This is a genomic window from Brachybacterium sp. AOP24-D1-21, assembly GCF_052378665.1.
In the GTDB taxonomy this organism is placed as follows: Bacteria; Actinomycetota; Actinomycetes; order Actinomycetales; family Dermabacteraceae; genus Brachybacterium.
Genome location: NZ_JBQSXX010000002.1, coordinates 999,531 through 1,012,868, shown reverse-complemented (window position 1 = coordinate 1,012,868; position 13,338 = coordinate 999,531). Strand labels below are relative to the sequence as shown.

Sequence of the window (13,338 nt, the reverse complement as noted above, 5' to 3'; positions counted from 1 at the left end):
GCCGGGTCCAGCCGAGGTGCATCACCACGGCTGCACCACGTATCGTGTCCGCCATGAGCAATCCCGGTGACAACGGCTCCTGGAACACCCAGGGGAACGACTTCGATGCGCAGCAGGGTGGCCAGGATCCCTATGGCCAGCCGCAGCAGGATCCCTACGCGCAGCAGCCGCAGGACCCCTACGCGCAGCCGCAGCAGGATCCGTGGGCGCAGCCGCCTGCGGAGCCTGCAGCCCAGCAGGATTCCTTCGGTCAGCAGACGCCGGGCGCGCAGCAGTACGGACAGCAGGACCCCTACGGCCAGCCGGTCCCCTCCGCCTCGGATCCCTATGGCCAGCAGCCTGCCGCCGGGCAGGACCCGTACGCCCAGCAGCCTGCCGCCGGGCAGGATCCGTACGCCCAGCAGCCTGCTGCGGGGCAGGACCCGTTCGGCCAGCAGCCCGCTGCCGGGCAGGACCCGTACGCCCAGCCGTCTGCCGGCTCCGCCTCCGATCCGTACGGGCAGCCGCAGCAGAACTGGTCGCCGGCGGCGGGCTCCGGCCCCTCCGCCTCCGATCCCTACGCGCAGGGCGGCGCCGGCTACGGCCAGCCCAGCGCCGGCCAGGCTCCCGCCGCCGGTGGCGCAGCACCCCAGGGTGAGCCTCAGAGCCGCCTGGTGGTGGGCCTGCTCGGCATCTTCCTCGGCGGATTCGGGGTCCACCGCTTCCTGCTGGGGTACACCACGATCGGCATCATCCAGATCGCGGTCACCGTCTTCACCTGCGGCATCGGCGCCTGGTGGGGGCTCATCGAGGGCATCATGGTGCTCGCGAAGTCCCCGACCTTCGAGCGTGACGCCCACGGTCGCCCGCTGAAGGACTGAGCTGCTGGACCGAACCTGCTGAAGGACGGCCCGCCCGTCCCCACGCCTGAGCGACAAGGATCCGCGAGCTATGAGTTACCACCCCCAGGGCCCGTTGCCGGACCGCAGCAAGATCCAGTCCAGCGCGATCATCCTGATCATCGTCGGCTTCCTCTGCGGAGGCACGATTCCGGCGATCTTCGGGATCATCGCCCTGGTGCAGATGGACAGTGATCCGTACTCCGCTCAGAAGATGAACAAGGTCGGGTGGATCCTGTTCTGGGTGATGCTGGTGCTGATCATCCTGTTCTTCATCGTGTACGTGGTGTTCATGGTGCTCATCATGGGCGTGGCCACGCTGCCGATCCTGATGGGCGGCTGACGCCGCCAGTTTCCTGGGAGGAGCTGCCATCGCGACCCCGGACTTCGTCCTGTCCCTGCGCGAGCGGGTCGGGCACGAGCTGCTGTGGATGCCCGGCGTCACCGCCCTGGTGCTCGATCGGGAACGGACCTCGCTGCTCGCCGTGCGGCGCGCGGATGACGGCGCCTGGACCCCTGTCACCGGGATCATCGACCCCGGCGAGGAGCCGGCCCGCGCGGCGGTGCGCGAGGTCGCCGAGGAGGCGGGCATCCCCTCCACCGCGCGGCGACTGCTCGACGTTCGCACCCTGCCACCCATCACCTATGGCAATGGCGACCAGGCCCAGTACCTGGACCTGTGCTTCCTGTGCGAGGCCGACCGTGACTCCAGGCCGTACCCCGCTGATGGTGAGAACACCGAGGCGCGCTGGTTCCCCGTGGATGCCGCACCGCCGATGAACGCACGCTTCACCGAGCAGCTCCGATGGGCGCTCGAGGACCGTCCCGAAGCGCGGTTCCGCCGGTGAGGCGCCTCGACCCGCTGCCCGGCACCCGGGTGAGGATCTCGCTGACCGACCAACCCGGCGACACTGCCGTGGTGAGGGTCATCGCAGTGCCCCGGCGTGACATGACGCGAGGCGGCCAGCTCAGCGTTCCGTTGCAGCCCTTCGCCGAATCGATCCTGGTGGACGTCTCGGTCGGGGGGACGGCCCTCCTGCCCGGCACGTGGGTCCAGCACGAGGTGCTCGAACGCGGCACTCCGCTCGCCCCCACCCCGGTGACAGCCGCGGATCTGCGGCCGCCTGCCGTGATCAGCGGTTCCCCGGAGCAGGCGAGCCTGCACTGGGGAGAGACGGTCTGGCCGCTGGACCTCGGTGGCGTGGTGGCGATCCCCGCGGCCTCCCGGGCAGATCCCCACCCGCTGTCCCGCCTGCGTCGGCTCACGCTGATCGCCGCCGGGCGCCGTGAGGAGATCGGGTTGACCCTGTGGCGTGATCCCGCCTTCGAGGTCCCCTGGCAGGACGTGCGGCTGCTGCCGCGGGCCGCTTCCTGGTTCGAGCTCGCCCAGGTCCCACCCGGGATGCGCTACGCCGACGCCGAACACGCTCAGGGCGTCGGCCGGGCTCGGCCCCGCGCCTGAGCCGCTCGTCCCGCCCGGACGACGGCGCGCCGAGCGGGGTCTTTGCGAGACGTACGTCACAGGCTAGTGTCGAACGTCCGTAGCCCTCGACGAGGAGGCATCCGTGGCCCCCGACCCCCCGCACCGGCTCGTGCCGGACCGTCGCAGCTTCTTGCGCTTCACCGCGGGAGCGGCCGCGCTGCTCCCGCTGACCGCCCTCGCCGGATGCACCGGCGGCGGTCGCGACCCGCAAGTCCTCCGCATCGCCTTCCAGCAGTTCGGCTCCGGCACCATCAAGCAGGAGTGGATCACTACCGCCGCTGAGGAGTTCTCCGCCGAAAATCCCGAGCTGACGGTCGAACTGGTCCCGATCGTCGCCTCCGAGAACGACTACTTCACCAAGAACGAGCTCCTCATGAGCTCCCCCCCGCACCAGCCCCGACCTGGTGTACGAGGACTCCTTTATCCTGCTCTCCGACGTGGGAGCGGGGTACCTGCAGCCGATCACCGACCTGGTTGAGACATTCGCGCACTGGGACGACATCGCCGAGGCCTCGAAGGAGGCCGTCACCGGGGAGGACGCCGGGATCTACGGCGTCCCGATCACCACCGATACCCGGGCCATCTGGTTCCACAAGGAGGTGTTCGCCGAGGCCGGGCTCCCGGAGGACTGGCAGCCGGGCAGCTGGGAGGACATCCTCGAGGCCGCCCGCACCATCCGTGACTCCGGGAGCGAGGCGACGCCCTTCTTCATGTTCGCCGGCACCCCGCAGGGCGAGAAGGCCTCGATGCAGGGCTTCGAGATGCTGCTGTACGGCACCGCCGAGGAGGGCTGGCTCTACGACAAGGAGAGCGAGAAGTGGATCATCGGCTCGTCGGGGTTCATCGACTCGCTCGCCTTCCTCAAGACGCTCTTCGAGGAGGAGCTGACACTCCCGCTCGGCCAGCACCTGGACCCCAACATCTCCGAGTCGATCTACACCAGCCTGCTGCCCGAGAAGAAGCTCGGCATGCTCATCGACGGCTCCTGGATCTCCCAGAACTGGACGGAGACCGCTCCGCGTCCCTGGCCCGAATGGCCCGACGTGGTGGGCCTGGCGGACATGCCCACCCAGGACGGCGGCGGTGCAGGCACCGTGACCCTGGCCGGCGGCTGGGGGCTGTCGATCCCGCAGCACGTCACCGACCGTGACATCGCCTTCCGCTTCCTCGAGAAGCTCGTGTCCACCGAGACCCTGATCAACTACGCCATCGCCGACAACCACATCACCGTGCGCGAGGACGTCGCCGCCGACGAGCGCTACCTCAGCTACTCCCCGGCCGTGGAGTACTTCACCGACCTGCTGGAGACCGCCTACTACCGGCCCGCACTGCCTGCCTACCCGGAGGTCTCCTCCGCCATCCAGGAGGCGATGGAGGCCGTGATGACGGGCAGCACCCCCGAGGCCGCTGCCGCGGCGTACGACGCCACCGTCACCGACATCGTCGGCGAGGACAACGTGCAGGAGGCCACCGCATGACCACCGATGCCCGCGCCGCCGAGCGGACCCCGAGGCCGAGCGACGGGTCCCCGACCCCGCCCCCACACCGCAGGTCGAGCCGGCTCGGCAACCGCCTGACCCCCGCCCGTGCAGTGCCCATGGTCCCGGCCTTCCTGCTGCTGATCGGCTTCATGCTGGGGCCGATCGTGTACTCGATCTACCTCGCCTTCACCGACAGCGCGATCCGCGGGGAGGGCGCGGAGGAGACCAGCTTCGTCGGCCTCCAGAACTTCACCGATGCATTCACCGACGGCGACTTCTGGAACTCCGTGGTGCTGACGCTGATCTTCACGGTGGTCTCTGCGATCATCGGACAGAACGTGCTCGGCATGCTGCTGGCGCTGCTCATGGAGAGATCCCACCGGATCGTCACCTTCGTGGTGACCGCAGTCGTGGTCGCCGCCTGGATCCTCCCGGAGGTCGTGGCCGGCTACCTGCTCTACACCTTCTTCGCGCCCGACGGCTCCCTGAACGTGATCATCTCGGCCATCGGTCTGCCGCCGCAGGACCTGCTGTTCAGCGCTCCGATCATCGCGGTGTCCTTCGCGAACATCTGGCGCGGCACCGCTTTCTCGATGCTGGTGTACTCCGCGGCGCTGAGCGCTGTCCCCGCCGACGTCTACGAGTCGGCCTCGCTGGACGGCGCCGGCCCGGTGCGCCGCTTCCGGTCCGTGACGCTGCCGCTGATGCGACCGGCGATCGCCACCAACCTGATGCTGACCACGCTGCAGACCCTGTCGGTGTTCGGTCTGATATTCATCATGACCGGCGGCGGCCCAGCCCGGCAGAGCCAGACCCTGCCGCTGTACATGTACGAGCAGGCGTTCTCCTACGGGCAGCTCGGCTACGGCACCGCCGTGGCCCTCCTGCTGCTGCTGATCGGGGCTCTGGCCTCACTCGCGTACCTGCGTCTGCTGCCCGAGGAGGATAAGCGATGACCACGACCGACGACACCGCCACCCGTGAGTCTGCCCCCGCCTCACGGAGCGGGACCGGCTTACGCCCCCGCCGCTCCGGCACCGGGTCGAGGGAGCGCAGCAGCACGATCGCCAGCACCGTCGTGATGATCGTGATCGGAGCGGCCTTCCTGGTGCCCCTGCTGTGGGTGGTGCTGGCCTCCTTCAACACCGAGGCAACCCTGTCGGTCTCCTGGCCGGAGAGCTGGTCGCTGGGCAACTTCGCGGCGATCTGGAACACGGAGACCACGTTCCGCCCGCTGGCGAACTCGCTGATGCTGTGCGGCGGGGCGACCATCGTGACGATGGTCGCGGCGGTGCTGTGCGCCTACCCGATGTCGAGGTTCCGCTTCCGCGCCAAGCGGCCCCTGCTGCTGACGATCATCTTCTCGACCGGGCTGCCGATCACGGCGATCATGATCCCGGTCTACTCGCTGTTCGTGCAGGTGAACCTGATCGACTCGATGGGCGGGGCGATCCTGTTCCTCGGTGCCAGCTCCCTGCCGTACGCCATCTTCCTGACCAAGGGGTTCATGGACGGCGTGCCGATCGAGATCGAGGAGTCCGCCTGGACCGAGGGCGCGGGCGTCTATCGGGCGCTGTGGTCGGTGGTGCTGCCGCTGATGCGCTCCGGGTTGTCGGTCGCCACGATCTTCACCTTCGTGATGATGTGGGGCAACTTCTTCGTGCCGTTCATGCTGCTGCTGAGCCCCGAGAACCTTCCCGCCGCGGTCACCCTGTACACCTTCTCCTCGCAGTACGGCCAGGTCGCCTACGGCCAGCTGGCCGCGTTCTCGATCTTCTACTCGCTGCCGGTGGTGGTGTTGTACCTGTTCCTCGGTCGCAGCCTGGGCCAGGGCTTCGCCGCCGCGGGCGGGGTCAAGGGCTGAGCATCCCGCCGGAACCGGACGTACCAGCAGCAGGACCCACAGACGACGCGCCCGACCGGTCGTTCGGTGCGGTCCCTGCCGTCGCGCACTAGCGTGAGCACACAGCCGTCACCGACGAAGGAGCCCCGATGACCGAGCACACCGATCAGCCCTTGCCCTCCGAGATCGCGGAACGAGCCCGCGCCCTGTCCACCCGCGACGGAGAGCCCTCATTCCCCGCCCAGGATCAGCAGCCGCCCGGGCTCACTGCCCCCATGCAGCCGATCCCCGATCACGGCGAGAGCAGCTACGTGGGCCACGGCCGCCTGCAGGGCCTGTCCGCACTGATCACCGGAGGGGACTCCGGGATCGGGCGTGCGGTCGCGAGCGCCTACGCGCGCGAAGGCGCTGATGTGGCGATCTCGTACCTGCCCGAGGAGCAGGAGGACGCCGAGCAGACCCGGCACTGGATCGAAGAAGCGGGCCGGCGCGCACTGCTGCTGCCCGGAGACATCCGCGATGAGCAGCTGGCCCGGTCGCTCGTGACCCGCACCGTCGAGGAGCACGGCCGTCTCGACATTCTGGTGAACAATGCGGCGTTCCAATGGGGCCGCGCGGAGCCCAAGGGGCTCGAGGGCATGACGTCCGAGCGACTGCACCGCACCCTCACCACGAACCTGGAAGCTCTTTTCTGGATCACCCAGGAGGCGGCCCCTCATCTCGGCGATGGGGCGAGCATCATCAACTGCTCCTCGATCCAGAGCTACGACCCCTCAGTCCCGCTGATGGACTACGCAGCGACGAAGGCGGCGATCAACAACGTGACGGTCAACCTGGCTGCTGACCTCGGCCCGCGCGGGATCAGGGTCAACGCGGTCGCGCCGGGACCGATCTGGACCCCGCTCAACGTCGCGACCCGCGTGTCCGACGACTACGTCGAGTTCGGGGCGAACACTCCGCTGGGTCGAGCCGGGCAGCCGTCCGAGGTGGCCGGAGCATTCGTGTTCCTAGCCAGCCCCTCGGAGGCGAGCTACGTCTCCGGCACCGTACTCGGGGTGACCGGAGGCAGGCCCGTCTTCTGAGGCGGGAGGGCCGCCTCAGCGGAAGATGATCGTGCGGGGTCCATCCAGCAGCACGCGAGACTGTGCGAACCAGGTGACGGCCTGGCGGAGCGTCCGTACCTCGGCGTCCTGCCCGATCGCCATCAGCTCCTGCGGGGAGCGGGTGTGGTCGACCCGGATCACGTCCTGCTCGATGATCGGCCCCTCGTCGAGGTCGCTGGTGACGAAGTGCGCGGTCGCGCCGATCTGCTTCACCCCGCGCGCATAGGCCTGGCGGTAGGGGTTCGCGCCCTTGAAGCCGGGCAGGAACGAGTGGTGGATGTTGATGCAGCGCCCGGCGAGCTCAGCACACAGCTCAGGGGAGAGGATCTGCATATAGCGTGCCAGCACCACCAGCTCGATGTCGTGCTCGATGATCGCCTCGCGCACCCGGTCCTCGAAGGCCGCCTTCGCGCCGGCGCCCTTGGTGGGCAGGTGCTCGAAGGGCACCCCGTAGAAGCTGGCTAGCGGCTCGAGGGTGGGATGGTTGGCGAGGATCAGGGGGATCGTGATCGGCAGATTCCCGGAGTCGACCTGGAAGAGCAGATCGTTCACGCAGTGCTTCGCGGTGGAGCCGAGCACCAGCGTGCGCAGAGGGCGGCCCACCACATCGATGCGATGCTCGAGCTCGAAGCGCGCCACCGCCGGAGACAGCGCGGCCTCGAGCTGCTCGAGCGTGGCCGCAGTGACCACCTGGAGCCGCAGGTAGAACCGGTGGGTGGTGCCGCTCTCGAACTGACGGCTCTCGGTGATGTTCCCGCCGATCTCCACGATCGCGCCGGTCACGGCATGGACGATGCCGGGAGCGTCCGCACACACCACGGTGAGGACGAACTCGTTCAGCGCCGTGGAGGCTTCGGTCGGGGGCTGGGAGGAGGGGGTCATGCTCATGCGGCCAGTCTAGGAAGCCGCGCAGGTTCTGAGGCCGCGGGCCCCAGAACCTGCGGGCTACGTCACGCCCGGCCCGACCTCCACAGCTTCGAGGGCCACCAGATGATCTTGCCCAGGTCCAGGGCGAGAGCGGGGACCAGCAGGGTGCGCACCACGAAGGTGTCCAGCAGCACGCCGAAGGCGACGATGAACGCCAGCTGGGCGAGGAACAGGATCGGGATCACTCCGAGCGCCGCGAAGGTCGCGGCGAGCACCATGCCCGCCGAGGTGATCACCCCACCGGTGACGGCGAGGCCGCGCACCACGCCCTCGCGGGTCCCGTGCTTCAGCGACTCCTCCCGGACCCGGGTCATCAAGAAGATGTTGTAGTCGATGCCGAGAGCGACCAGGAAGACGAACCCGTACAGGGGGACCGCCGGATCGGCGCCGGGGAAGTCGAACAGGTTGTTGAACACCAACGCGGCCACGCCCATCGCCGTGCCGAAGGACAGCACCGTGGTGGCGATCAGGAGGATCGGAGCGAGGATCGAGCGGAGCAGGAGCATCAGGATCAGCAGGATCACGACGAGAACTATCGGGATGATCAGCGCGCGGTCATGAGCCGATGCGTCATTGGTGTCGATCGAGATGGCGGTGGGTCCGCCGACCAGCGCCGAGATGTCCTGCGCGGCGAACTCGGTGCGGAGCTCGCGCACCGTGTCCTCGGCTGCCGCGGAGTCCGGTGCGTCGGAGAGGGTCGCCTGGAGAAGGATGTCGCCGTCGATGACGGTGGGCTCCGGAGCTGGCGTTCCGGGCGGGCCCAAGGGCTGGACGCCTTCTTCGGTGACGGGAGCGGAGCCGCTGGGGGAGTCCTCGGCGGTGACCGTCACGGAATCCACACCGTCGGCAGCCAGCAGGATGTCGGTGACGTCCTGGAGGGCGGAGTCGTCGACGAGGATCTGGGCGGGGGTTCCTGAGCCTCCGGGGAAGTGCTCGCCCAGAGCGATCTGACCCTCGCGGGCGGAGGATTCTGCCAGCACCAGGTCGGATTGCGGAACGCCGTCAGCTCGCAGCTGGGTCACCCCGAGGCAGCCGACCGCGAGGACCACAGCGGTGATGATCCAGATGCGCCGGGGGCGGCGCCGGACGGCGAGCGCGATGCGTCCCCAGATGCCATGGTCGGCCGGGTCGGCCCCGGCGGCGGGGGCGTCGGGCTCGTAGCGGGGGCGGCGCGGCCAGAACGCCACTCGGCCCATGCCGTACAGCGCCGCCGGAAGGAAGGTCAGTGCCGCGGCCATGGCGAAGAGGATTCCGATGGCCGCCACCGGGCCGAGCGTGCTGTTCGACTTCAGATCCGACAGCAGCAGGCAGAGGAGGCCGGCGATCACGGTGCCGCCCGAGGCGAGCACCGGTTCGATGGTGCCGCGCAGAGCCTTCATCGTCGCGGCCCCGCGGAGCCGGGTGTGGCGGAGCTCGTCGCGATATCGGGCCACGTACAGCAGGGAGTAGTCAGTGGCGGCGCCGATCACGAGGATGAAGAGGATCCCCTGGGTCTGCCCGGACAGGAGCAGGATATCCGCGGCAGCGAGATACCAGATGGTGAGCAGAGCGGCGCACAGTGCGAAGACGCTCGTGGCGAGGACGACCACGGGAAGTATCACCGAGCGATAGACGACGATGAGGATCGCGAACACCGCTGCGAGCGCCACGGCCAGCAGCAGCCCGTCGATACCCGCGAAGGCGGCGCCGAGATCGGCGGAGAATCCCGCTGGGCCGGTCACGTACGGGGTGAGGCCTTCGGGCAGATCAGCTGCCAGCGTGTTCTCGATCTCAGCGGTCAGCTCTGCCATATCCGCGTCCGGGTCGAGCGGGATGAACAGCTGTGCGGCGAGGCCGTCGTCGGCAATGATCACCGGTGAGATCTCGCCGGTGATCTCGTCCAGCTGCGCGAGATCGGCGCTTGTCTCATCGAGCTCGGCAGCCATCTGGTCGTCGATCTCATCGCTCGAGGTGATGACCACGATCGCGGGCAGCGAATCCGATCCGAGGAAGTTCGAGGAGAGGAGGGAGACCTGTGTGGCGTCGGCGGTCTCGGGGAGATAAGCGGTGCGGTCATTGGACGAGACCTCCTCGACTCGGCCGAAGTACGGCCCGCCCACAGCTGCCGCCGCTAGCCACGCGATGATCAGAAGCGCGGGTATCAGAACGCGCAGGGCTCGGGGGATCCCTCGCGTGCTGCGACGGTGCGTCGGCTTTGCGGAGCCGTCCGTCGAATCGTTGATGGAGGCCATGTTCGTCCCTTCGAAATTGCGTGACCGGGATAGTGTCTCACAGATCAGTAGTTAGATAAGATACCTACTTCGTCACCTTCTGCGGAGTAGGCTCGTCGGCATGAACACGTCAGGAGAGCAGGCGGCGCAGCAGGGGATCGAGCCCGCCACGCCGTCATTGTTCTCGATGGCCGCAAGCGATCCGCACGAGGAGCTGATCGAATACAGCGGCCTGGCTGCGCAGGATGTTCAGGAGATAGACGCCCTGATGGAGGCGCTCTCGCGGCTCCGCGCCGCGGAGAAGGCCCTGTCTGAAGCTTCCCTGAGGTACATGGAGCTCAGCGAGACCGATATGCGAGCCCTGCACTTCGTCATCGTGAGCGAGAACATGGGCTCAGAGGCTACCCCCGGGGCTATCGCGCGGACGCTGGGAATCTCGAGCGCATCCACCACGAAGCTCTTGGACCGTCTCGAGAACGCCGGGCACATCCGGCGGGTGCGCCACCCCACTGACCGTCGCGCGCTGGTCGTGCACGTCGACCCCTCGACCCGCGCGACAGCGATGCGAACGATCGGCGCTCAGCAAGCACGTCGCGTCAACGCAGCGAAGAAGCTCGGCTCCGCCGAACGTCGTCTTGTCATCCGCTTCCTCGAGGACATGGCCGCTGACCTCTCCCTGGAGGGTGTCGACTGGGGAGAGGCTCGCGGCAGCTGAAGGGCCTGACTGCCCCCGGGAGCGGGACTGCCCACTCGAGACCTGCCCGCAGGCGCACCGGTGCAGAGAGGTCACGACAGGCCTCTCGAGCTGGGCCGCTTGACGGGACCGCCCCGGGTGAGTGATGGTCGGCACACCGGCACCCACTTGTCAGACGGGGCGAACTTCGCTATGCGGCCGGGCGTGACGAGCGAGGTTGCCCCGCATCGCGACGGGAGGTCCCTCATGGACACCACCATCTTCGAGCAGCATGAGTCCGAGATCCGCGGGTACTGCCGCGCGTATCCGACGGTGTTCGCCTCCGCCTCCAACGCCCGCCAGGTCGATGAGGACGGCACCAGCTACATCGACTTCTTCGCCGGGGCCGGAGTCCTGAACTTCGGGCACAACAACCCGAGGATGAAGGAGGCGATGATCGAGTTCCTCCAGGCGGACGGCGTGGCGCACAGCCTGGACACCTACACGACCACCAAGCGTGACTTCATCGCCCGTTTCCATGAGGTGGTCCTGGCGCCGCGGGGGATGGACCATCGGATGCAGTTCATGGGGCCCACGGGGTCCAATGCGGTGGAGGCGGCGCTCAAACTGGCTCGCCTCACCACCGGTCGGCGCGAGATCGTCGCCTTCAGCCACGGCTTCCACGGCATGACCCTCGGCTCGCTCGCCGCGACCGCGAATGAGGCATTCCGACAGTGGGCAGGGGTTCCGCTCACCGACGTCGTGCGCCTGCAGTTCGAGACCGCGCCCGGTGGCCGCACCGGCGTCTCCGACTACGCCGCCGCGCTGCGGGACCCTTCCAGCGGCCTGACCCCTCCTGCGGCATTCCTCGTCGAGCCGGTCCAGGCCGAGGGCGGCGTCAACATCGCCAGCAGGGAATGGCTGCACGAGATCCAGGACCTCGCCCGCGAGGTCGGAGCGCTGTTCATCATCGACGACATCCAGGCCGGCGTGGGCCGCACCGGAGGCTACTTCTCCTTCGACGGAATGGACCTGGACCCGGACATCATCACGCTCGCCAAAGGGCTCGGCGGCTTCGGCACCCCGATCGCGATGAACCTCAACAAGCCCGCCGTCGACGACAACTGGTCACCCGGTGCCCACACCGGCACCTTCCGAGGACAGGGGCTCTCCTTCGTCGCGGGGACCGTCGCGCTGGACTACTTCACCGACGAGTCGTTCCTCGCCGACGTGCTCGCCAAGGGCGAACAGATGCGCGAGGCGCTCGAGGCGATCGCCGCGGCCCATCCCGACAAGGAGTGGGAGGTGCGCGGCAAGGGCATGATGCAGGCCCTGGACACCGGGGACGGAGCCTTCGCCAAGCAGGTCCAGACGGAATGCTTCGAGCGCGGCCTGCTGATCGGCCCCTGCGGCAGCGGAGGACGGGTGATCAAGCTGATCCCGCCGCTGACCATCCCCGCAGCCGATCTGACCGAGGGACTGGACCTGCTGGCACAGGCCATCGACGCCGCGACGAAGGCTCGCTGATGCGCCGCCGGTCCGATATGACTTTCGCGCCCGAGGAATACGAACGCCGACTGGGGGAGCTGAGGCGGCGGATGACGGAGCGGGAGCTGGACGCGGTGATCATCACCGACCCCGAGAACCTCATGTACCTCACCGACTATCAGACCACCGGCTACTCCTACTTCCAGGCCCTGATCGTCCCGCTGAGCGCGGACTCGGTGATGATCACCCGCGCGCTCGAGGAGTCCAACGTGATCGCCCGGACCTGGGTGGAGCATTCCCGGCCCTATCCCGACGACGGCGACGCGATCCTCGAACTCGTCAGCACCCTGCGCGACCTGCGCCTGGGGGACTCCCGGGTGGGCTACGAGCGCAACAGCTACTACTTCCCCGCTTACCAGCAGGACCGCTTCCACGACGCCTTCGGAGAGGGGCTGGTGGATTGCTTCGGCATCGTCGAGGAGGGACGGGTCCGCAAGTCGCAGGCCGAGATCGACGTGATGCAGCTCGCCGCCTATGCCGGGGAGGCGGGGATGGCCGCCGGGCTGGGGGCGGCGATGGCCGGAGCCACTGAGAACGATGTGGCCGCCGCGATCACCTCGGCGATGTTCCGGGCAGGCGGTGAGTTCCCGGCGGTGATGCCGTATGTCGCGTCCGGACCCCGTTCGATGATCGGCCACTCCACCTGGGAGGGCCGCATGATCCGTCCCGGCGAGCACGTTTTCCTCGAGGTCGGCGGGTGCTACCGCCGCTACCACACGGCGATGATGCGCACCGTGGTCAACGGGGCGCTCTCGGACTCGATGCACTCCGCGCAGGAGCTGATGAAGCAGACCCTGGCGGAGCTGCGGGCACTGATGAAGCCGGGGGTGACCGTCTCCGAGATCGCGGTGCTCACCCGCTCCCGCATCGAGAGCAACGACGTGGGCGCCCAGCTCGTCACCCGCGCCGGCTACTCCATCGGGATCGCCTTCCCGCCATCCTGGGACGAGGGATACATCGTCTCCCTGCTGGAGGGCGATGAGCGGCAGCTCGAGGAGGGAATGACCTTCCATCTGCTGCCGTGGATGTGGGGAGTGGACGGGAACAAGACCGTCGGCATCTCGGACACCGTCCACATCACGGAGGACGGCTGCGAGTCGTTCTTCACCCTGCCCGAGGACTTCACCGTCCACGAGAGCTCGGCCCGGTCGTTCCCGACCGGTGCTGTCCTCGCCCCCCGCTTCTGAGAGGA

General features: G+C 68.3%; 14 protein-coding genes. 12 read left to right on the top strand and 2 right to left on the bottom strand.

Annotated elements, in window-relative coordinates; all coding sequences use genetic code 11:
• Window positions 1-53 precede the first annotated feature (53 nt).
• The 9 genes from ACT3UF_RS19370 (at window position 54) to ACT3UF_RS19330 (ending at window position 6,767) form a co-directional block, all read left to right on the top strand.
• The gene (locus tag ACT3UF_RS19370) at window positions 54-860 is read left to right on the top strand and encodes an NINE protein (RefSeq protein ID WP_441444035.1); all 807 of its coding nucleotides are present in this window, start codon (window positions 54-56) and stop codon (window positions 858-860) included.
• Window positions 861-930: 70 nt separating this feature from the next.
• Window positions 931-1,221, top strand: coding sequence for a hypothetical protein (locus tag ACT3UF_RS19365; RefSeq protein ID WP_441444034.1), 291 nt, complete (start codon window positions 931-933; stop codon window positions 1,219-1,221).
• Window positions 1,222-1,309: 88 nt separating this feature from the next.
• Window positions 1,310-1,726: an NUDIX domain-containing protein gene (locus ACT3UF_RS19360; RefSeq protein ID WP_441444033.1), complete on the top strand. Its 417-nt coding sequence runs from the start codon at window positions 1,310-1,312 to the stop codon at window positions 1,724-1,726.
• Window positions 1,723-2,340: a hypothetical protein gene (locus tag ACT3UF_RS19355; protein WP_441444032.1), complete on the top strand. Its 618-nt coding sequence runs from the start codon at window positions 1,723-1,725 to the stop codon at window positions 2,338-2,340. Before ACT3UF_RS19360 ends, ACT3UF_RS19355 begins: the two co-directional genes overlap by 4 nt.
• A 103-nt stretch (window positions 2,341-2,443) precedes the next feature.
• Complete coding sequence (locus ACT3UF_RS19350) at window positions 2,444-2,839, top strand: hypothetical protein (protein ID WP_444608463.1); 396 nt, start codon at window positions 2,444-2,446, stop codon at window positions 2,837-2,839.
• Complete coding sequence (locus ACT3UF_RS19345; RefSeq protein WP_444608462.1) at window positions 2,799-3,839, top strand: extracellular solute-binding protein; 1,041 nt, start codon at window positions 2,799-2,801, stop codon at window positions 3,837-3,839. Before ACT3UF_RS19350 ends, ACT3UF_RS19345 begins: the two co-directional genes overlap by 41 nt.
• Window positions 3,836-4,798, top strand: a complete 963-nt coding sequence (locus tag ACT3UF_RS19340) for a carbohydrate ABC transporter permease (protein ID WP_444502131.1) — start codon at window positions 3,836-3,838, stop codon at window positions 4,796-4,798. Before ACT3UF_RS19345 ends, ACT3UF_RS19340 begins: the two co-directional genes overlap by 4 nt.
• The gene (locus ACT3UF_RS19335) at window positions 4,795-5,706 is read left to right on the top strand and encodes a carbohydrate ABC transporter permease (RefSeq protein ID WP_441444029.1); all 912 of its coding nucleotides are present in this window, start codon (window positions 4,795-4,797) and stop codon (window positions 5,704-5,706) included. The genes ACT3UF_RS19340 and ACT3UF_RS19335 overlap by 4 nt, the downstream gene beginning before the upstream one ends.
• A 128-nt stretch (window positions 5,707-5,834) precedes the next feature.
• Window positions 5,835-6,767, top strand: coding sequence for an SDR family oxidoreductase (locus tag ACT3UF_RS19330; protein WP_442332639.1), 933 nt, complete (start codon window positions 5,835-5,837; stop codon window positions 6,765-6,767).
• A 15-nt stretch (window positions 6,768-6,782) separates the two neighbouring features.
• Here the strand turns inward: ACT3UF_RS19330 and ACT3UF_RS19325 are convergent, their stop codons facing one another.
• Both ACT3UF_RS19325 and ACT3UF_RS19320 read right to left on the bottom strand, forming a co-directional pair.
• Window positions 6,783-7,670 carry a formyltetrahydrofolate deformylase gene (locus ACT3UF_RS19325; RefSeq protein WP_441444114.1) on the bottom strand — a complete coding sequence of 296 codons (888 nt, stop codon included), beginning with the start codon at window positions 7,668-7,670 and terminating at the stop codon, window positions 6,783-6,785.
• Between the two features lie 68 nt (window positions 7,671-7,738).
• Entirely contained in the window at window positions 7,739-9,946 is a 2,208-nt protein-coding gene (locus ACT3UF_RS19320; RefSeq protein WP_442332640.1) for an MMPL family transporter, read from the bottom strand.
• A gap of 100 nt (window positions 9,947-10,046) precedes the next feature.
• Between ACT3UF_RS19320 and ACT3UF_RS19315 the strand changes: the two genes are divergently transcribed.
• The 3 genes from ACT3UF_RS19315 to doeA all read left to right on the top strand — a co-directional run bounded on the left by ACT3UF_RS19315 (window position 10,047) and on the right by doeA (window position 13,333).
• The gene (locus ACT3UF_RS19315) at window positions 10,047-10,640 is read left to right on the top strand and encodes a MarR family winged helix-turn-helix transcriptional regulator (RefSeq protein ID WP_441444026.1); all 594 of its coding nucleotides are present in this window, start codon (window positions 10,047-10,049) and stop codon (window positions 10,638-10,640) included.
• Between the two features lie 225 nt (window positions 10,641-10,865).
• Complete coding sequence (locus ACT3UF_RS19310; protein ID WP_441444025.1) at window positions 10,866-12,125, top strand: aspartate aminotransferase family protein; 1,260 nt, start codon at window positions 10,866-10,868, stop codon at window positions 12,123-12,125.
• Window positions 12,125-13,333, top strand: coding sequence for an ectoine hydrolase (doeA, locus tag ACT3UF_RS19305; protein WP_441444024.1), 1,209 nt, complete (start codon window positions 12,125-12,127; stop codon window positions 13,331-13,333). Before ACT3UF_RS19310 ends, doeA begins: the two co-directional genes overlap by 1 nt.
• Window positions 13,334-13,338: the final 5 nt, after the last annotated feature.

Coding starts and splice junctions, on each gene's coding strand:
- ACT3UF_RS19370 (WP_441444035.1), top strand. CDS start 54: ATGAGCAATCCCGGTGACAACGGCTCCTGGAACACCCAGGGGAACGAC.
- ACT3UF_RS19365 (WP_441444034.1), top strand. CDS start 931: ATGAGTTACCACCCCCAGGGCCCGTTGCCGGACCGCAGCAAGATCCAG.
- ACT3UF_RS19360 (WP_441444033.1), top strand. CDS start 1,310: ATGCCCGGCGTCACCGCCCTGGTGCTCGATCGGGAACGGACCTCGCTG.
- ACT3UF_RS19340 (WP_444502131.1), top strand. CDS start 3,836: ATGACCACCGATGCCCGCGCCGCCGAGCGGACCCCGAGGCCGAGCGAC.
- ACT3UF_RS19335 (WP_441444029.1), top strand. CDS start 4,795: ATGACCACGACCGACGACACCGCCACCCGTGAGTCTGCCCCCGCCTCA.
- ACT3UF_RS19330 (WP_442332639.1), top strand. CDS start 5,835: ATGACCGAGCACACCGATCAGCCCTTGCCCTCCGAGATCGCGGAACGA.
- ACT3UF_RS19325 (WP_441444114.1), bottom strand. CDS start 7,670: ATGACCCCCTCCTCCCAGCCCCCGACCGAAGCCTCCACGGCGCTGAAC.
- ACT3UF_RS19320 (WP_442332640.1), bottom strand. CDS start 9,946: ATGGCCTCCATCAACGATTCGACGGACGGCTCCGCAAAGCCGACGCAC.
- ACT3UF_RS19315 (WP_441444026.1), top strand. CDS start 10,047: ATGAACACGTCAGGAGAGCAGGCGGCGCAGCAGGGGATCGAGCCCGCC.
- ACT3UF_RS19310 (WP_441444025.1), top strand. CDS start 10,866: ATGGACACCACCATCTTCGAGCAGCATGAGTCCGAGATCCGCGGGTAC.
- doeA (WP_441444024.1), top strand. CDS start 12,125: ATGCGCCGCCGGTCCGATATGACTTTCGCGCCCGAGGAATACGAACGC.